The organism is Fibrobacter sp. UWP2, assembly GCF_900141705.1.
GTDB lineage: Bacteria > Fibrobacterota > Fibrobacteria > Fibrobacterales > Fibrobacteraceae > Fibrobacter.
Map to the genome: position 1 here is coordinate 1 of NZ_FQYM01000014.1, position 19,395 is coordinate 19,395.

The following is a 19,395-nucleotide window of genomic DNA, read 5'->3' on the forward strand; positions in this document are numbered from 1 at the left end:
TTGTGTTTGATTTGTGGTTATTTCAAATCTAAAAATTGGAACATCCTATTTTTTTACCCCCTTAGTGGAATTTGCGAAAGAAAATATACGTTACCTTTTGCCGTGGTTTAGGATGTTTAAACTAAGAGGTAAACACATGAAAAAACTGATTGGCCTGATGGCCGTAGTCTCCCTGGTGGCTTGCTCCGAATCGACCGATCCAGCTACCGCCGCTTCAAATTTTGGTGCTGCCGCTAACCAAGGCACTAACCAAGGAACCGATCAAGGTACCGGCACGCAAAACCAGAACCCGTGCACGACCGATGCCCAGGGCGCAGCTTTGGTTTTTGACGCCGCGACCAATCTTTGCTTTAACCAGGTCACAAGAAAGTATTATAACCCGACGACCGGTTTTTATGTTGACCCGGCTACGGGCATTCCTCTCCAGTCCAGCAGCTCTGTGGCTCAGGTTCCGATGTCTGAAACTGTCATTGACCCCTATGCTGGCATGAGCTCTTCTTCTGTAGCCCCGATTGGCCCTGCCTCTTCGTCTGCTGTAGCTCCGGCCTCCTCCTCCTCTTCGCAGACTGTTGCTCCGAAGTCCAGTGCCGCGACGGTAGTAAAATCTTCTTCGTCCGTAGCTGTTGACGACGGCAAGTTCAAACTGGAATTGTGGGACGGCGCCGCTGGCGAAGCCCAGGTGCAGACCGGCAACAAGACCGGAGGCTGGTGGTACAGCTACGGTAACGACGGTTCCGAGATTACATGGGGTGCCGCAGTGGGCGATGAATACGACGATGGTTCCATGGCTCCTGTAGTGGCCGCATGTAGCGGTGTTTGCGGTGACTACGTCATTGGCGGAACCGACGAATATCCGTACCTCGGTTTTGGCTTTGGCTATGCCAAGGCGAATACGACTACGGGTGATGCCACTGCCATTAAGGGCATTTGCGTTACCTACACCTATTCGGGTGATGCCACGTTCGCCATTGAACTTGGTTTGACCACGGCTCAAGAGAACAAGCTTGGCAGTGCCCTCCCGATGGTTGAATTGCCGGCGGGTACCAAGAAGACGCTTGATTTCTCTTGGACCGATTTTGTTCAGCCGACTTGGGCAACTACGACCATGACCGGTGCCAATGCCGCCAAGCAGTTGTCTTCCATCAAGTTCAAGTTTGCAGACCCCAAGGCTGGCGATACGGGCTCCTTCGCGGTCTACAAGATTGGTCCTCAGGGTTCCTGCAACTAATCCCTGCTTACAGGTTAAAAAAAGGTCCCGCATGGCGGGGCTTTTTTTTATGCGCTATTTACTTGAATCGCTTGCAAAAGCTGCAGGTTTTGCAAAGGGGGTGACGCAGCTCGTGCTTTTGGAACCCTTCGCGGAGGTTTGCGGCGAGCGGGCTCTCGAGAATCTCAAGAAGGCTTTGTTCCTGGATGCGCCCGAGGAGTATCTGCCCTCCGTGATCGAGGCAACAGGCGACTACGCGTCCGTCGTGTAGAATGCCGCAGTGCGTGTCGAGGGCGAGGCATGTCCCCCTGGCCGAAACTCCGCTTTGGACCGTTCCGCTTGCTGGCGCTACGGGCCACTCGAACCGGCTATCTTCGTGCAGGTAGAGCCTGCCCGTGACCTCAAAGCTCTTGTGGCGGCTGCAAAAGTGCCCCGGCTCCACCTGCGTCCCGAATGCTTTGTTGACCTGTTCCAGCATATAGCGGTTCCATGCGGAAGCCATGTCGTCGCCCACGTTCCAAAGGCGCAGGTTGATGTACAAGTCGGGCCGCGCCATGAGGGCGATGCGGCAAAAGTCGAGTACATTTTGTAAATGCCCCGTGGCCTCCGCCTGCGGGAGTTCTGCATAGGCGTGCGTCGAAAAGTTCACTTGGCGTACGGCGGGGCTTTGCAAAATGTGGTGCCCGCAGCGTGCAACGGTTGTGCCATTGGTGGTGAGGTTCAGTTTGAGCTTGGTGTGTTCCAGTTTTTTGACGTAGTGCGCGAATCCAGGGTGGAACGTGGGTTCGCCCAGCACGTGGAAGTACACGTTTTGCGCCCCGACCTGCTCGGCGCCTTCAATGCACTTTTCAAAGAGTCCCGAGGGCATGAAAGTGCGGCGTTCCGCTCCGGTGGCGACTCCGCAGGGGCAAAAACTGCAATGCAGGTTACATACGTCTGTAATTTCGATATAGACGCTGTTCATTGTCGGTGCTATTTCCCGAGCGTTTTTTTCAATGCCCGGATGGCGTTGCCTCGGTGGCTGATGAGTTTCTTTTCTTCGAGTTCCATTTGGGCGAAGGTGCGGGTTTCGCCCTCGGGTACAAACAACGGGTCGTAACCGAAGCCCATGTCGCCGACGGGTGCATGATTGATATTGCCGCGGCACTCTCCCTCGTAAATGAGCGGGTCGGTGATGACGAGCTTGCCGTCGGCGGCAGGTTCCACCTTTTGGTACGAGAGGGCGCAAAAGTAGCGTGCCCTGCGGTCCTCGATGCCGTCGAGCTTGGCGAGCAGTTTGTCGTTGTTGGCACCGTCATTGCCGTGGCCACCGGCATAGCGGGCGCTGTAGATTCCCGGTTCGCCGTTCAAGGCTAACACTTCCAGACCCGAGTCGTCGGCGAGGACGGTAGCCTCGATACCGCGGGCGGCAAGCCACTTGGCGGTGGTATTCGATTTGATGATGGCGTTTTCGGCAAAGGTCTTGCCGTCTTCCACGATGTCGCCGTCAAAGCCGATGTCTTTGAGAGTCTTGAATTCGTAATGGTCCGTGCCCAAAATGTGGGCGAAGTCCCTGATTTTCCCAGCGCTGCCGGTAGCGATAACAAATAAATGCTTCATTATTTAGCGGTTGGTGATTTGTTTACTATTTAATAATGTTCCGGTTTCATGACGATTAAGATGGCGTCGACGACAACGCCTACGCCGCACAGGCCCGCGGTGCAGAGCCACAGGATGCCTGTCCAGATTTTTCCTTCGTAAAAGCGGTGTAAGCCCAAGTAGCCCAGCAAAATGCAGAGGGCAAGGGCTATCCATTTGTTGTGTTCACCTTCGGCTGGCATAGAGACTCCTTTGCTTTGGTGTGAATATAAAAAATTTCCTGTTGGTTAAACACCCAAAGACGATGCTTCTGTTACCTCAAATATTTTTTTGTAATCGTTTAACCGCTTGCTTTTCATGATCTGCTTGTGGAGCTTTGCCGGGAGTGCCGTTTGGAATTCCCAAAAGGCGTGCATACGGTTGAGAATCTGGTTTTCTTCGGGGCAAAGGCGAGTCGCGTCGTCTAAAAATCCCTGGTGCATTTTTAGGATGGCCAAAAGCCGCTCTTCGGCGCTCCATGGGCGCCCGCTCATGTATTCGGCGGCGAGGGTCGGCTGGGCGAGCAGCCCTCGGCCAATCATGACACCTGAGAGTTTCGGGTATTTCGTTTTAAAGGCGTGGATTTGCCCAATGTTTTGAATATCGCCGTTAAAAATCAGCGGGTGCTTGCATTGCTCGTAGAATAGTTCAAAGGCCTGCATGTCGAGAGCCCCCTTGTACTGCTGCCGCCCGAGGCGTGGGTGCAACGTGATGTGCTTTAGGGGTATGTTGTTTAAAACAGGGAGCAGTTGCAAACCCTCGCCATCATGATCCAAGCCAAGACGCATTTTTATGGAAAAATGAATGTGGTTCAGTTTGTTTATTTTGTCTGCAATCTGTTTGACTATGTCGGGGTGGGGTAGCATTCCCGAACCGCGACCGTGCCCGGTTTGCATGGGGTAGGGGCATCCCAGGTTCAGGTCGATTTCGGTAAAACCTGCTTGTTCTAGAGATTTGACGAGTTTTTGGAATTCGTCGGGCCCGCTAAAAATGATTTGCGGAACGGTATGGGTAGAGGGGTTGTTCTCGGGGAGGGCGTCTTTTAGGTCGCGCGGGCGGGGTTCCCCCTTTTGCAGCCTGATGAAGGGTGTGTAGTAATGCTCGATGCCGCCGATGTGCCGTGCGAGATTTTCGCGGTAGATGGCGTCGGTATAACCTTGGATGGGGGCAAGAAGCAGGGGGAGCATACTCCTAAAAAATACAAAATGCTATTTTGACTGGTATGAAGACGAATTATGTGCAATATAGCTTGGCGGCCTTCTCGTTGGGCCTGATTTCCCTGGGACTCTTGTCGTGCGCGTCGGGTGGCGCTGCCGAAAAGGCTCCGGCAAACGACGTTCCTCCCGCGGTGCAGGCGGTGAGTGCCGAGGCGGCGCAGCTTCCCATGGTCAATGTGCCCTCGACGACGTTTGAGTTGCGCATGATTGACGCCACGCACGAAGTGCGCGTGATAGAAAAGCCGACGCTTGCGGCTCTAGATTTTGCAGCCTACTACGCGAACCCGATTCGCCTTGCGGGCAAGGATGAAAAACCCGAGAACTACCAGGGAACGATGGCGGGGGCGAAGATTGCCGAGTACCCGTTCCCCATGCTCGATTCCATTTCGGAATTCCAGCCGACTTCGGTGACGACGGTTGTGCCCGTCGTGTGGGAACCGTTCTCCAAGATGCTCTACACGCAAACCGGTTCCGACACGCTTGCACAGGTGTTGAATGCCGTGGAGGCGGTCAAGTGGAACGAACCCGAGGTGTTCCGTGCCTTCCAGATGGTGACCCGCCTGTGGGGCGTGCCCGTCGCAGGTTCCCCCGATGGGGCCTCGGCGAAGGTGGAATGGTGGGTCGAGGTGATGCCAGCTGTTTGGACGAACCGCGCTCCGTTCTATGGAAAACTGAAGTTCGCGTCGTCGGGCGAGACTGCCGAAATCTTGAACTTTTACTTGACGGGTGAATTGAACGCCGAAGACGCCATGAACTGGGCGCGCACGCTCTCTTCGTACTGGTACCCGACTTTGAATACCGACTTGGAACCGCATACGCCGGGCGATGTCTGGCCTGCCGGTACGCGTAACAAGCCGTTCGCCGTGATGCGCGGGAACCCGATGGGGACGCCCATGTGGGTCGCCTTTGAAGTTCCCGCGTTTGCCATGAGCGACGAGGCCCTGTGGGCAAAGCGCAAGGCCGATTCGCTGGCGGCCGCGGGCGAGGTCGTCCCGGTGAACAGAAACCTCGATACCAGTTCTGCATTCAGGCTCGAGACTTTGGCTGCCATGGAGAACAGCTGCCCCGCCAATGCCGAAACCCAAAAGTTCCGCGAAGCGCTCGCAAAGCAGATGGCGAAACTCCCCAAGGAGCAAAACGCCTGGGCTGCGGTGGATGCCAAGGGCAAACCCTCCGCCGAAAAGTTCCTCTGGTTCCGTCGCAACGCCAACTACTTGCTGGCCGACAAAATCAGTGCGCAGGATAGCCTTCACAATCCGCTGCCGCGCATGGTGGAGCTCAAGCAGTACTTGGATTCCCTCGGGATTCAGTTATTGGTGGTCCCTGTCCCGGTGAAGGAGGAAGTCTATGCCGACAAGCTTGTGCCGGGCACCCGCGCCGACTTGTGCGTAAACGTGAACGGTCGTGAATTCATTCGCGAATTGCTCTCGGCGGGCATCGATGTTTTGGATTTGTACCCGGCCCTGATGGCCGCCCGCGCGGCTGACGAGCCTCCGCATTACAGCTACCAGCGCTACGATACGCACTGGGCGCTTCCCGGTATGCTCGCTGCCATGGAACAGCTGGCCACGCGCGTCACGCAGTATTCCTGGTACGCCGAGTCCGGCGCGCAACCAGGAAGCCTCGTGATGAAGGATACCGTTACCCTCCGCGAGGGTGACCTGGTCGCCCACCTCCCGGATGCCGAAAAGTCCAAGTATACCGCCGACACGCTTGCTGTGATGAAGGTCTACAAGGGTGATGCCGCTTACAAGGGAGGCAAGAATGCCCCGATCCTTTTGATGGGCGACTCCTTTACCGGCGTGTTCGAGTCGGTGGATCAAAAAAGCGGCGGTCCGGGCTCACTTTTGGCCTATGCCACCGGCCTCGACGTGCAGGTGGCGACGAGCTGGGGCGGCGGTCCCGGAGTCCGTAGCCGCATGATGAAAATGCAAAAAGACTTGGCCGCCAAGCGTCTGGTAATCTACATGATGACGGCACGCGACTTTTGGCAGAGCCCCATGGAATGGGACGCCTTGAGGTAAATGCGGATCCTGAAGAAATTCTTTTGGCCTGTGTTCACCGCCCTCGTGGCGGTGGCGCTTACGCTTGTGCTGTGGAGCGGTCGCGAAGAGCAAATGAGCTACCGCAAAATGGCGTGTTCCTTTGAAGAGTTGCCTCTTGGCTGTGTCGATGCGAACGCGGAGTGGCAAACGGGCCTTGCGTTTTTTGACAGCGCGGTGACGGCATCCAAGGATACCTTGCAGTCGCTCAAGAACTTGCTATGGGAATATTGGGACATTGAATTTGTGGGGGCGGACTCGGCGGCTTCGAGTCGAGAAGTGATTCTCCCTTTGCAGGTATTGAAAACAAAAAAGTCGGGTTGTATGGGGCTTGCGTGGCTCGCCCTGATGGTGGCCGAGGCGCGGAACTTGCCGCTAAACGCCATCCTTTTGCCGGGGCATGTTTTTTTGCGCTATGGCAAAAAGGACGATGGCCGGGGGCAGTTTGGCGTCAAGCCCAAAACCGAGAACCTGGAGCCGAATCGCCGGGGGTATGGCTATACCGACGAAGAATACCGTGAGAAGTACAAGAATGGCCCGTGGACCGGGCTCGAATTCAAACCGCTGAGCGCAAAGCAGTTCGTGGGGCTGGCCGCCTTCGACATGGGGAACCTCTATTTGACTGGGGAACCGCGGCGGGCGCTCACTTGGTACCGCATGGCCGAGGAACTGTTCCCCGTGTATCCGGGCATTGAAGCCAATCAGAATGTGGCGAAAAGCCTGCTCCCCCAAAGCCTGTAGAGTGTGAAATAGGTATATTGGTTAAAGGAATTTAGAACGAAATGACAAGGTTTTCGGTACAGATTTCTGGGCTCGCGTTGGCTGCGGGGGCGTTCTTTTTTGGAGCGTGCTCTAATTCTGTATCTCCGTTGGATCCGGGAATCTCGGAAGTTGATTTTGATATAGAGCCGGCGGCTTTGGATATGTACCGGGTTGCCGCTTCGGGCAAATATGTTTTACTTGGTACTGACGATAAATCGGCCAGGGTTGACGAACGTAATCAAATGCGAGTGAACTTTGATTACGATTTTGCCATTGGAGCCCACGAAGTGACTTGTGGCGAGTTCAACGACCTGATGCATGCGGAAACAGGCTTGGCGTTGAAATGCGAAGAAAAACAGTTGCCGGCATCGAATGTGACTTATTATGATGCCGTTCTTTTTGCCAACGCCCGCAGCAAGGCGGCTTCGTTCGATACCGCTTACACTTACACAAATATTTCTTTGGACAACGAGGGTCATTGTATTGACCTGGAAGGCTTAGCATTCCACCCAGAAGCCGATGCGTTCAGGTTGCCAACAGAGGCGGAGTGGGTGCTTTCTGCTTTTAATGCATGGAATCCTAAAAAAGATTGGGTCGCTTCCAATTCGTCGCAACGCCCCCATCCCGTATGTACATCTGAGTCGACAACTAAAAAAAGACCTTGTGATATGGCGGGGAACGTCATGGAATGGGTTAATGACTGGTCGGCGAATTTTAAGGATACGGCTTTAGTTGATTATGTCGGCGCATCCAATGGAGGAAGCCTTGGAAAACGGGTGATCAAGGGTGGTAGCTATCAAAGCGATGTTTCTGCGATAAAACTGTACCGTCGTGGCGACGTTTATACGGTGACGTCGTCTACGCGTGCGGCCTACTTGGGATTTCGCTTGGCATATGGAGCGATTCCTAGTGCCACATGGATGGGGGACAACGGCTCTGTTGCCGAGGTTCGTATAAATCTAGTTGCAAATGCAACGACGATTAAAAAATTGACGGGTACATATAAGACAAAGCTGGTTTTCCGTAATGATGTAACCGGGAATTTGGCTTTTGTCGATTATTCTTGGGGCACTCAAAATGTGACGGAGATTGTCGACACCTTGGATTCTTACCATCCTGATGTATCTCCCGATGGAAATCGTGTCGCTTTTTGCACAGGATTGGAAGGTGTTTCTGGGAAATCCTCTTTATATGTGAGGAATCTTGATCGTTCTGGTGGCGATTTGGTGAAACTTGAAGTGGAATCGGCGGCAATTCCCCGTTGGCGGGTGTTGGATTCCGGTGATACCGTGATTGTTTATGTAAGCAGTGCGGCGAACAACAAGGATGCTTCCGCTTTTATTCAAACCAGCACATGGCAGGTCCCTTTTGCCAATGGGCGGTTCGGTGAACCGCAAAAACTCTTTGATGGCGCTTATCATGGAGGAGTCAGTGAAGATAATCGGCTGGCTGTGACTGGGGCCAGGCTGCTGCGCGCGCGCGTGGATGGGCACGATACGGTTTGGTATAACGCTGAACAAGCTTGCAATGCAAGCCTTTCTCAGGATGGTTCTAAACGCACCCTGTTCCTGGATTTTGCGGGGGAAACGGGGAGGAATTTTTCACATTTAGATTACGGTGTCCACGAAATGCTGCTGGTTGCCGACAGTGCCGGAGTCCTTGTTCAGGCGGTTCCGGCTCCAGTAGGCTATAGTTTTGATCATACGGAATGGTCTAGCGAAAAATTGGTATCTGCCACTTTGACCAATGCCAGTGGAGCCCACGAAGAAGTGGTTTTGGTGAACTTGTACGATAGTTCCGTTACCGAGTTGGTCCATAGTGAAGAACTGTGGCATCCTTGTGTGTGGATCAAAAAAGAGAAGTCCGCTACGGACGAGAATCCCCTTGATGTAGATAGCGCTGGGGTGTACTACGTTAATGGCGGGACGGACCGTTCAAAAATTCTTCGCTACCGTATGGAACTCTTTTGGAAATACAAGGATAAAGCAGAATTGATTGCGTTGGGTTCTTCGCGCATGTCCAATGGCTTTGATCCTTCGTTGTTGAGAGCGGCAGAGGCCCCGTTGAACTTGTCTTATTTTCCGAATAATTTTTTTGACATATTGCATTTTTACGAAACTTATATACGAAATAATTGCGGAAAACTGAAGTATTTTATTTTCTCGCTGGATTTGGATTTTTGGAACGAGGTCGAGGACGGCAATTTCTTTAATGATGAGTACAAAAGTTATCCAGGATATGTATACGACATCAACCACAATGCTTGGAGAGGCTATAATAGTCAACCTTTATACGATGCCGCACATGCTGGCCTTGGCGTAGATATATATGAAGCGGTGTTCTTGACGAACCGCAGCTCGATGTTTATGGAACCAATAGGTTGGGAAGGAGATAATCCGATTGTAGATAAAGACAGTACATGGCTTGATACCTTCCATGCAGCGTACCTTAAAACGTTAGTGGCTTTTGAAAAACTGCTAAGCTATGCCGAACAGGATGGGGTGACGATGGTTGGCGTTATCTTCCCACAATCCCCGGGCTACAAAAATACGGGGGCCTTTGGACGGCATGGGCTTCGTCGTAGTGATGCGGCTTCCATTATGTCCGATATTCAAAAAATAACGCTCCAGTACCCCAGCTTTATTTTAATGGATGAAAATAAAATGGGAAACCACGATTATAGTGACGATATGGCCCAGGATTGCGATCATTTGGGTTATTTAGGGGCGGCGCATTTTACGCATCGGTTAGATTCTTTGTTGCAATCTTTGTGATGAAAGTTTTTGTAATAAAGTGCTTGTATGATAAAACGTGAGCGAATCCTTTTTATTGCCTTGCTGCTTATAGTTCTTGGTTGGGTTGGGTGTACAAATTCAACCGATTCCTATGAGACGGTTGAAGTTGACGAAACTTTTGCTGAGGATTTGGACGGTATGATTCGCGTTTTTTCTACAGGTAAGCAAGTGCTGCTGGGAACTAATGATAGTACCGCAAGTGCTGATGAACGTCCGCAAATGAAGGTGCTTTTTGATTATGATTTCTCCATTGGTCAACACGAAGTGACTTGTGGAGAGTTCAACAATTTGGTTCCTGAAAAAACGGGCTTGTCCTTGGATTGTGACGACAAACAGTTGCCTGCGACGAACGTGACGTTTTACGACGCTGTGATTTATGCCAATGCTCTCAGTAAAAAAAATGGCTTGGATACAGCGTATTCTTACACTCGGATGTCCTTTGACCAAGATCACCACTGTTTGAATTTGGAAGGATTTGTTTTTCACCCCAATGTCGAGGCTTATCGTTTGCCCACAGAGATGGAATGGGTTTTTTCGGCGAATAAATTTTGGGATGTAGAAAATGATTGGCTCTCGCATAATTCCGGATACGAAGTACACCAAGTGTGCTCGGTGAAGAGTTCTGTAGAAAAAAGTGAAATTTGCGATATGACCGGCAATGTGATGGAATGGGTTAATGATTGGTCAGGAACCTTTTATGATTTGACCTTAACAAATTATGTTGGTCCTCCCGATGGAGGGACTCTTGATAAACGAATCCTAAAGGGAGGATCGTATCGACGAGCCAAGGATTCTGTGAGTTTGTATCGTCGTGGGGATGTGCATTTGGTAAATTCTACTGTGCATACGGATTATTTGGGCTTTCGTTTGGCATACGGTAAAATTCCCAATGCGATATGGGTTGACAACGACGGCCATGTTTTGACATCCCATTTGGTCTCCATGGCAAATTCACAAACGTTGAATACTTTTGTTGAAACTTCCAAGGCAAAATTGGTGTTTCGAAATGATGATTCCGGAAATCTAGTTCTTATAGATTATTCTACGGGATACCAAAAGATACACGAAATACTGGATACGCTGGATGTATTTTACCCTGATGTGTCGCCCAATGGCTCTCTTGTGGCCTTTAGTACGGCTGCAGAAGGGAATTTGCGGGCATCGTCGCTTTACGTTCGTTCCATTGATCCTGTAAGTTCAAATGTGGTTAAGTTGAATGTGCCGGGTGCGGCGATGCCGCATTGGCGTGTCTTGGATAATGGAGATACCGTAATTGTTTATGTGACAGGCTATGACGGCGGTAAGGATGAAGACGACTTTGCACAAGGTAGTACTTGGCAGGTCAAATTCGAAAAGGGGGAGTTTGGAAAACCGCAAAAAATATTTGATAGACCCTACCATGGCGGGATCAGTACAGATGGCCGTTTGGCGGTAACTGGATCAGGACGGCTTCATGCTCGTGTCAATGGTCGAGATACGGTTTGGTATGACAGCATGCTGGTAAGCAATGTCAGGCTTTCGAAGAGTGACGAAAATCGCACAATGTTCCTGGATTTTGCGGCAAAAACGGGCCTTGATTTTGCTGGTATGGATTATGATGCGAAAACAATGCTTTTGGTTGTTGATAGTACGGGAACTCTGGTACAGTCTGTTCGTGCTCCCAAAGGATATGCTTTTGATCATTTGGGGTGGGCAACCCGATATATGGCGCTGGTGACGCTAACCAATGATAGCGGATCTCATTTTCAAATAGCTCTATTGAATTTGGTAAATGGTTCTGTAATTCCGTTGGTGGAAGGAAATGAACTTTGGCATCCTTGTTTATGGGTGAAAAAAGAAATGTGGTCTATTGACGAATCCTTGAATGTGGATAGTGCAGGAGTCTATTATACTGCTGCTGGAGGGGAATCGGCGATAATCATGCGTTATAAAATGGAACTCTTGTGGAAGTACAAGGATTCTGCAAATGTTGTTTTTATGGGATCTTCACGAACGTTGGCGGCTTTGAATCCCGAAAAAATGTCATCTTCTTTTTATGCCATAAACCTGTCTAGTGCACCGACAAACGTATATGCAGACATCCCGTTCCTAGAGAACTATATTTTGCCTCACGTCAAAAATCTAAAGTATTTGGTCGTTGGGCTCGACATTGATTTTTGGTGGAAAAGCTATGATATCGATAATTTCTTTGCGTCGGAATATCAGAAATATCCTGGCTACGTTTATGATGAAAACCATGGGTATTGGGAAAAGGGGGCTCCCGCGGGGATTTACGAGTTGGCCCACTCCTCGTTGGGAATGCTTGTGTACGAAAAGAACTTAATGCCGCATCGTGGATTCCAGGAGTCGAACTGCCTTGGTTGGGGCGAGGGGGCGTTTGTGGATCACGATAGTACGTGGTATGAGGCGAATCCGCAGTTGTTCTACGATTCGTTTAACCAGCTTAAAACGATATTGGAAATGGCAAAAAATAGGGAAATTTTTGTTATAGGTGTGATTTTTCCCCAGTCCCCGGGCTACCAAAATTCGGGTTCCTTTGGGCGTTATGGCTTACAACGCTCTGTGGCTCCCAGTTTGATATCGGAAATAAAGAATTTAAGTAAAACATATTCTAACTTTATATTGTTGGACGAGAATAAAATGGGAAATCACGATTATGACGAAGGAACAGCTCTGAATTGGGACCATTTGTGTACCAAAGGGGCAGAAAAACTAACGGCTCGTGTAGATTCCTTGTTGCAAACATTAGAGTAGCTTATGAAAAAGGTTTCGTTGACAATAATCTCGTTTGTGATTCCTGTGGCGGTAATGTTTTTGCTCGCCTGTTCCAATTCAGTAGCTCCATTGAGCCCGGAGGTGGAATTTGATGGGGATGCTGTTGCCGATGATATGTACCATGTGCGTTCCAAGGGCATGTTTGTAACGCTTGGCACCGATGACGCGACTGCAAAGGCGGATGAGCGCCCGCAAATGAAGGTGAGTTTTGATTACGATTTTGACATTGGCTCGCATGAAGTGACTTGCGGTGAATTCAATGAATTGATGCAAAATGAGTACGGCTTGGTTTTAGATTGCGAAGATAAACAGCTGCCGGCGGTGAACATTACGTATTACGACGCAGTTCTTTTTGCCAATGCTCGAAGCAAGGCCTTTGCGAAAGATACGGCGTATACGTATGTGAAGATTCTCTTTGATGTCGAAAGACATTGCATAGGGATGGAAGGTTTGGCGTTTCATCCCGAAGCTAATGCGTTCCGTTTGCCCACGGAGGCAGAATGGTCCTTAGTCGCTTTTAGCGCTTGGAACCCGCAAAAGAGCTGGTTCTCTTCGAACTCGGGGTATCGTTTGCACCCGGTATGCACATCGGAATCCTCAAAAAAGGGAATTCCGTGCGATATGGCGGGCAATGCCATGGAATGGGTGAACGATTGGTCCGGGAATTTTAAGGATACTGTATTACAAAATTATGTGGGCGCTCCCGATGGAGGCGGAATTGGCAAACGGATCGTCAAGGGCGGTTCGTGGCGTAATGATGCATCGCTTGTAAATATTTTTAGCCGAGGTGACATTTACACGGTAACGTCATCTACGCGAGCTGATTATGTAGGCTTTAGGTTGGCTTATGGCTCAATTCCCAATCCTTCGTGGATGGGAAACGATGGTGTGATCTCGGATTCCAGAATTATTCCTTTGACGAATTCCTCATCCATTAAGTCCTTTATGGGAACTTATAAGACCATCTTGGCTTTCCGCAATGACGTCACGGGAAATTTAGCGTTTATAGATTATTCGTTTGGGAATGTGTTTGTAATAGAAATCAAAGACACCTTGGATTCCTACCATCCAGATATATCTCCAGATGGGGGGCGCGTTGCTTTTTGTACGGGGCTAGAGGGGGTGTCCGGCGAGTCCAGTGTTTATGTGCGTGATTTGAACGAAAACGGGTCAAACTTGGTTAAGCTGGATGTGGAATCTGCGGCGATTCCGCGTTGGCGTGTTCTTGAAAATGGCGATACGGTTATTGTCTATGTGACGAGTTCCGCCAATAACAAAGATGCATCCGCTTTTGCGCAGTCCGCTACATGGCAAGTGAAGTTTAGCGATGGTAAGTTTGGCGTGCCCGAGAAACTGTTTGACGGGGCGTATCATGGTGGGGTCAGTTACGACAACCAGTTGGCTGTGACTGGGGCTCGATTGCTTCGCGCCCGAGTTCATGGACGTGACACGGTTTGGTACGGTGGCGAACAGGCTTGCAATGTAAGCTTGGCTAAAGATAGCAGCAAACGCACGCTGTTCCTGGATTTTGGTGGAACGCAAGGACGTCAATTTGCTAAGAAAAAGTATTCGAGCCATGAAGTCCTCTTGATTGCCGATAGCACGGGCAAACTAAAAAAGACATTTACGGCTCCCATAGGAATGACTTTTGATCATACGGAATGGGTGAATGACAGCTTGGTGGTTGCAACCTTGGTTAACGACAATGGTGCTCATGTCCAGCTGGTGGCTTTGAACGTGGTTGGCGGCACTATGCTGAACTTGGCTGAGGGAAGTGAACTTTGGCACCCTTGCTTGTGGGTCAGGCATTCGGTAAAGTCCAACGAAGACTTTGTGATAGAATTGGATAGCGCTGGTGTGTACCTGTCTGAATTTCATGATGTGGAACAGTCAAGGTATCGTGTGAAAATGGGACTGTATTGGAAAAATTTGAAGACAACGGAAGTCATTTTATTTGGTAGCTCGCGTATGGAGAGGGGCGTCAACCCGGATCTGTATTTGGAATGGAATATGCTGAATATGGCTGTGTCTGGAATTGACCCGGTCCGCGATATGTATTTTATTCGAAATTACGTATTTAACCATTCTGACGAGATTAAGGCGATTGTATTCTCGATTGATTTGGACAGCTGGCGCGGTCTAGAAGATCACTTGTCTTTGATTGTCTCGGCCGGCCCTGGGTATGTCTATGATATGAATCATAACTACTGGGCTGATTATGTCCCGGAAAGTTTTTTGGATGCCGTAGAAAATTCTTATCCGGCAGAAAAAGTGGTTGTAGATGCTATTACGCAGAGGGGCGGCTTTTATACGCCTTCGCAAAGTTGGAATCCCATTGAAATTCTGGTTGATTCCGTTTATTCTGATATGGAAATGGAGAACTTGGATTTTCGGTTGGATCATGTAATCGAAACCTTCCAAATGGCGAAAGAGAAGAACATATACTTTATAGGGATTATTTTCCCCTTGTCACCGGAGTTTAAAAATACGGGGAGCTTTGGTCCCTATGGTCTTCAGCGTTCTGAAGCCCAGAAACGAATTGAACGGCTTGATTCTCTGGATAAGGCCGAAAAGTACTTTATTTTGATGGATGAAAATAAAATGGGAAACCACGACTACAGTAACGAAATGGCCTTTGACGACGATCATTTGAGTTCTAAGGGGGCGGAAAAAATGACGGCTCGCTTGGTTTCCATCTTGAAAACATTGGAGTAGAACGTGCGTAACGCAGCTTGGCCCGCATATTTGGTTGCCCTAGCTGCAACATTGTTTGCCATTTTCCCGTTGACCGATACCGATATTTGGTGGCACATGGCCTGCGCCCGCGAGTGGGTGACTACGTGGACTCCCGTGCGGATTCCCGTGGTTAATGTGCATGATTTTTTTCAGCAGGTGGTGGCTTTTGTTTATACTGCTGGTGGAGCCCCTTTGCTGGTTGCATTCAAGGCTGTTTTATGGGGGTGTGTCTTTGCCCTTTTTCTGCGAAAGACCTTTTCTCCGTCGCTTGGGACGGCACGCACATGGCCCGTTATGGCGGTGTCGGTCCTTTTACTTTTCATTTTCCGTTTTCAGTTCGAAATTCGACCAGTTGTATTTTCCCTTTTGTTTTTGGGCGTTTACTGGAATGTATTGCCATGGCTCGTTTGCTGTTGGTATGACGGCGTGTCGGTGAAACGGTTGCTTATGGTATCGGTCGTATTGGCGATTTTGGCTTTGCAATGGATTTGGTGCAATGTCCAGGGGCTTTATATTTTGGGACCTCTGTTTGCGGGACTTTGCGTTGCGGCGGCTGTGGCAGAGAATTTCAAAAAAAAGGGGGGGCGGTTTTCTCCCGCTAGGGATGTGCCTGCAATCTTTTTTGTCGCCGTTTTGTTCTTGACGCCTTTTTTTCACCGGGATGGACTCGACTTGTTCTTGTACCCATTCGGTCTGTTGGATCGTCTTTTGGGCATTTCGCCTTCGGCCGTCATTTTTGCGAGTGAAATCGCCGAGAACCGCAGCCCTGTGACGCTCTTGATGGCAGGCGAAAACCTGCTTCCCTCGATCATGATGATTGTCGTGGCTTTGATTGCATTGGCCTTTGCCGTGGAGCGCGCGGTTCAAGGCTTTTGGCGTGAAAATCTTGTCACTTGCGGCTGCTTGGCGATAATGGCGTGTTTGACGCTTGTAGCCGAGCGGAACTTTGTGTTGCTGTTGCCGGTAGCCATGGCGTGCGTTTTGCCCAAGGTGCATTGTGTCCCATTGGCAAAGAAGAGTGTGTGGCTTTCGCTCCTCCTGGTCTTTGCCATATTCGGTTTTTGGGCGAAGTCCTTGACGGCATACGAAGCGACGATGGTTTCGGCTCAACGGGTGCCCGTAATGGCGGCGCAGTGGATGAAAGCGCACCCGCATGCGGGGAGGCTTTTTAACGATGACCGTGCCGGTGGCTACCTGGCGTTTGTGAATCCCATGGATTCCACCTATATTGATGGGCGCTTTATCCTTAAAACGGCTGTTTTTTTTGAACGATATCTGCGGTATTCTGAACAACCGAACGAATTTGTTCGTGACGCTGAAGCGCTGGGCATAGACAGGGCGGTGTTCCCCCGGCGATACTATGCCCGTTGGGGCGCCTTAATTGAGGCTTTGGAAAACGCTCCTATGTGGAGTGCAGAATATGTGGATAGCAACTATGTCGTTTTTGATAAGAAAAAACTACAAGATGCTTACTCAACTGCCCCATAGTCAATGAGTTACGTGCCTATGATGTCAAAAAATGGCTAAAATTTGGCAAAAAAAGCCGTTTTTGGGTGCTGGGACTGCTGATTTGTGCAGTAGGGCGGCTGTCAAGGGATGGTTTAAAATTTTCCTGTTGATATATTGTGAAATCCATATGGGGATGGGATGGATTCTTGCGTGATTAAACTTGGGTGTTTTGCGGAATGAAATGGGCATTTTTGGGGATTAAAATAAATTTGCCGAAATTGCCCCGTTTTGGGCAATCCTTAAAAAAATACGAGAAGTTTTTCCCTCGCCTTTGGGGCTTTACTTAATTTTTTTGTCCCAACGTTTTTTAGACCTACTTATTGATTTTTGGTATAGAGTGGAAAATATTGTTTCTTTATTGATTAATCCCGTGTCGCCATGGCATTCTGTGCGCGAAAAGATTTGTGCAGAATGCAACGATTTTGGCACGGCCATTTTGGACGCCATCGGCTACGAAGGGTTTGAAGCGGGCTACGTTCTCCTTACTGCGCCCGATACTTTCCGTGAGACGTGGCTCAATAGCCATTATGGCAATTTGCTTCGCAAGTATTTTGCCCAGGAACTGGGTTCTGCTTTTATTGACTACAAGGTCCGAATCCTGGAGCCGTCGCAGACCATTCCGGAAATAAAGCTGACGCCCCCGATGCCTCCGGTCATTAGGACTCCGCGTCCTGTAGCGAAAAAAGTTCCCCGTGCCAAAGCCCTGTTTTATAAGAACAATACCTTTGAGAATTTTGTGGAAGGTTCTTGCAATTCTACAGCCCTGCGCGCATGCCAGGCAGTTGTCGAGAATCCGGGGGACAAGGACCTGAATCCGCTTTTGCTGTATGGGGCTACGGGGCTCGGCAAAACGCACCTGATCCAATCTGTTGGGGCGCGCCTTCAAAAGACTTGCCCTGGTTTTAAGATTGTTTATCGACAGGCGTTTGATTTTTTGCGTGATTGCGCTTCTATTGGCAAAGCATCTTATGCCGGAGAAAAGGATTTGGCGCAGGATCTTTTGCAGAAGTTCAAGGAACGTTATGCAGAATGTGATGTTTTGCTGATTGACGATATCCAACTTCTTGAAAGAAGTACCAGAAGCCAGGAACGCCTTGTCCAGTTGATCAAGTTCTTGCGCAGTCGTGGTAAGCAGGTGGTTCTCACATGCGACCGTCATCCCAGTGCCTTCAAAAAGTTGGCTATGGGGGAGAAGCCCGTTCGCGAATCCAAGATTCCGCAGTTGAGCGCCATGCTTTTGGCACACTTGGAAAATTGCGTGGGTGTTGGGCTTGAGGAACCTGATCTTGCCACCCGTATGGACTTGATTCGCAGAAAGTCGGAGGATTTACCTTTTGCCGACAAGGATCGCGAAGAGATTTACCGGTTCCTTTCGATTCCGCCGCGTGCCAACGTGCGCCTGATCGAGGGCTTGCTGAACTGGCTTAGGGCAATGCACACTTTGAACGGTGTGGAGTTGAACCTCAGTTGCGTCAAGCAGTTGCTGGTCTCCCCACAAAATGACGGTGCCACGCTTACGCTCAAGAGCATTAGCGAGATTGTCGCGGCGACATTCGATGTCGACATGGTGGTGCTGACCTCCAGCCGTCAAGACAAGAAGGCTTCGATCCCGCGTAAAATTGCCATGCTCCTGTGCCAGGAATTTACATCGGAAACATTCCAGGAACTGGGTCGCTTTTTTAATCGCAAACATTCCACAGTAATCGCCGCCATCGAATCTTTGAAAGCCATGATGGACAAGGATGATGCCCTTGCGAGGCAGGTCAAAGATCTCCGCTATATGCTAGAAACATAGAGAGGTTTCTGGTGCGGATTCTAGTAACGGGTGGTGCCGGCGTCGTAGGGAAGGCGCTGTGTCGGGAGCTCTTAAAACGCGGTGTGTGTGTTCGCGTTTTGACGCTCCCGGGCGATTGCGTGGATGATGCGATTCCTCCGCAGGTGGAGGTTTTTCGGGGGGATGTTACCGACTACGGTTCCATGCGCCCCGCTTTTGACGGGGTGGATGCCGTCTTTCATTTAGCTGCCGTTTTGCTTTCGACCGACCCGGCCGCCTTTGAGCGTGTCAATGCCGGGGGCACGCGGAACGTGGTGTCTGCCTGCCAGGATGCCGGCATTCGTCGGATTCTTTACGTGTCGAGTATTTCTGTGACTTACCCAGTTTTAACTCCCTATGGCGCAAGCAAACTTGCGGGGGAGGCGTGCGTCAAGGAATCGGGACTCGACTGGACCATCGTGCGCCCGACGCTTGTGATTGGCGATGGTGGCGGTGTCGAGTTCAATATGTACGCCCGTTATGTCAAGCGTTTCCCGGTGTATTTTTTGCCCGGGGGCGGAACGGCGTTGAAACGCCCGGTCCGTAGCGTTGATTTGGTGACGGGTGTTGCGGCGGCGGGCTTGAGCAAGGAATCGGTGGGCAAAACCTATGCCCTTGCCGGTCCCGACGTGATGTCGATGGCGCAGATGGCGCAGCTGATTTTGTCGAGCGCCGGGTTGAGGCACCTCATGCTCCCGCTCCCCTGGTGGGTTGCAAAAAAGGCGGCAGCCTTCAAAAACTGGATTGGTGGCAGCCGGGTTTCGGCCGAACAGGCCCTGGCGGGTTTTTTGTACGACGCTGTCCCCGGGATAGAATCCGCCAAAAAAGATCTGGGTTACGCACCAAAATCGGCATTTTAGTGTGATTTTTTTAGTATAAATTTTGTTTTTTACTCCCTTTTTTAGCTTTTTGGGGGCTTTTG

At 50.3% G+C, this 19,395-nt stretch carries 13 protein-coding genes; 9 read left to right on the plus strand and 4 right to left on the minus strand.

The features are described 5' to 3' along the window. Window positions 1-136 precede the first annotated feature (136 nt). On the plus strand, window positions 137-1,228 hold the full coding sequence (locus BUB55_RS08020; protein ID WP_143152971.1) for a hypothetical protein: 1,092 nt from the start codon (window positions 137-139) through the stop codon (window positions 1,226-1,228). 58 nt (window positions 1,229-1,286) lie between these two features. On the opposite strand, the gene BUB55_RS08025 is transcribed toward BUB55_RS08020, so the two are convergent. The 4 genes from BUB55_RS08025 to BUB55_RS08040 are packed head-to-tail and all read right to left on the minus strand — an operon-like array spanning window position 1,287 to window position 4,011. Further along, window positions 1,287-2,171 (minus strand): radical SAM/SPASM domain-containing protein, encoded by an 885-nt coding sequence (locus BUB55_RS08025; RefSeq protein WP_073189800.1) that lies wholly within the window; start codon window positions 2,169-2,171, stop codon window positions 1,287-1,289. 8 nt (window positions 2,172-2,179) lie between these two features. Then, on the minus strand, window positions 2,180-2,806 hold the full coding sequence (gene rdgB, locus BUB55_RS08030; RefSeq protein WP_073189802.1) for an RdgB/HAM1 family non-canonical purine NTP pyrophosphatase: 627 nt from the start codon (window positions 2,804-2,806) through the stop codon (window positions 2,180-2,182). Window positions 2,807-2,835: 29 nt separating this feature from the next. Further along, complete coding sequence (locus BUB55_RS08035) at window positions 2,836-3,027, minus strand: TM2 domain-containing protein (RefSeq protein WP_073189804.1); 192 nt, start codon at window positions 3,025-3,027, stop codon at window positions 2,836-2,838. A 45-nt stretch (window positions 3,028-3,072) separates the two neighbouring features. After that, a complete protein-coding gene (locus tag BUB55_RS08040) occupies window positions 3,073-4,011 on the minus strand; it encodes a tRNA-dihydrouridine synthase family protein (RefSeq protein ID WP_073189805.1) in 939 nt (312 codons plus the stop codon). 35 nt (window positions 4,012-4,046) lie between these two features. Between BUB55_RS08040 and BUB55_RS08045 the strand changes: the two genes are divergently transcribed. The 8 genes from BUB55_RS08045 to BUB55_RS08080 all read left to right on the plus strand — a co-directional run bounded on the left by BUB55_RS08045 (window position 4,047) and on the right by BUB55_RS08080 (window position 19,333). Next, window positions 4,047-6,065, plus strand: coding sequence for an alginate O-acetyltransferase AlgX-related protein (locus tag BUB55_RS08045; protein WP_073189807.1), 2,019 nt, complete (start codon window positions 4,047-4,049; stop codon window positions 6,063-6,065). Further along, the gene (locus BUB55_RS08050) at window positions 6,066-6,824 is read left to right on the plus strand and encodes a transglutaminase family protein (protein ID WP_073189809.1); all 759 of its coding nucleotides are present in this window, start codon (window positions 6,066-6,068) and stop codon (window positions 6,822-6,824) included. Window positions 6,825-6,865: 41 nt separating this feature from the next. Continuing rightward, the gene (locus tag BUB55_RS08055) at window positions 6,866-9,619 is read left to right on the plus strand and encodes a TIGR02171 family lipoprotein (RefSeq protein WP_073189811.1); all 2,754 of its coding nucleotides are present in this window, start codon (window positions 6,866-6,868) and stop codon (window positions 9,617-9,619) included. 27 nt (window positions 9,620-9,646) lie between these two features. Then, entirely contained in the window at window positions 9,647-12,394 is a 2,748-nt protein-coding gene (locus BUB55_RS08060; RefSeq protein ID WP_073189813.1) for a TIGR02171 family lipoprotein, read from the plus strand. A 3-nt stretch (window positions 12,395-12,397) separates the two neighbouring features. Next, window positions 12,398-15,130, plus strand: a complete 2,733-nt coding sequence (locus BUB55_RS08065) for a TIGR02171 family lipoprotein (RefSeq protein WP_073189815.1) — start codon at window positions 12,398-12,400, stop codon at window positions 15,128-15,130. A gap of 3 nt (window positions 15,131-15,133) precedes the next feature. Further along, entirely contained in the window at window positions 15,134-16,639 is a 1,506-nt protein-coding gene (locus BUB55_RS08070) for a hypothetical protein (protein WP_234971862.1), read from the plus strand. 379 nt (window positions 16,640-17,018) lie between these two features. Beyond that, complete coding sequence (locus BUB55_RS08075; protein ID WP_234971863.1) at window positions 17,019-18,455, plus strand: DnaA ATPase domain-containing protein; 1,437 nt, start codon at window positions 17,019-17,021, stop codon at window positions 18,453-18,455. Between the two features lie 11 nt (window positions 18,456-18,466). Next, complete coding sequence (locus BUB55_RS08080; protein ID WP_073189821.1) at window positions 18,467-19,333, plus strand: NAD-dependent epimerase/dehydratase family protein; 867 nt, start codon at window positions 18,467-18,469, stop codon at window positions 19,331-19,333. Window positions 19,334-19,395 lie beyond the last annotated feature (62 nt).

Excerpts from the sequence above, each read along its gene's own strand:
- BUB55_RS08020 (WP_143152971.1), top strand. The coding sequence starts at position 137 with ATGAAAAAACTGATTGGCCTGATGGCCGTAGTCTCCCTGGTGGCTTGC.
- BUB55_RS08025 (WP_073189800.1), bottom strand. The coding sequence starts at position 2,171 with ATGAACAGCGTCTATATCGAAATTACAGACGTATGTAACCTGCATTGC.
- rdgB (WP_073189802.1), bottom strand. The coding sequence starts at position 2,806 with ATGAAGCATTTATTTGTTATCGCTACCGGCAGCGCTGGGAAAATCAGG.
- BUB55_RS08035 (WP_073189804.1), bottom strand. The coding sequence starts at position 3,027 with ATGCCAGCCGAAGGTGAACACAACAAATGGATAGCCCTTGCCCTCTGC.
- BUB55_RS08040 (WP_073189805.1), bottom strand. The coding sequence starts at position 4,011 with ATGCTCCCCCTGCTTCTTGCCCCCATCCAAGGTTATACCGACGCCATC.
- BUB55_RS08045 (WP_073189807.1), top strand. The coding sequence starts at position 4,047 with ATGAAGACGAATTATGTGCAATATAGCTTGGCGGCCTTCTCGTTGGGC.
- BUB55_RS08050 (WP_073189809.1), top strand. The coding sequence starts at position 6,066 with ATGCGGATCCTGAAGAAATTCTTTTGGCCTGTGTTCACCGCCCTCGTG.
- BUB55_RS08055 (WP_073189811.1), top strand. The coding sequence starts at position 6,866 with ATGACAAGGTTTTCGGTACAGATTTCTGGGCTCGCGTTGGCTGCGGGG.
- BUB55_RS08060 (WP_073189813.1), top strand. The coding sequence starts at position 9,647 with ATGATAAAACGTGAGCGAATCCTTTTTATTGCCTTGCTGCTTATAGTT.
- BUB55_RS08065 (WP_073189815.1), top strand. The coding sequence starts at position 12,398 with ATGAAAAAGGTTTCGTTGACAATAATCTCGTTTGTGATTCCTGTGGCG.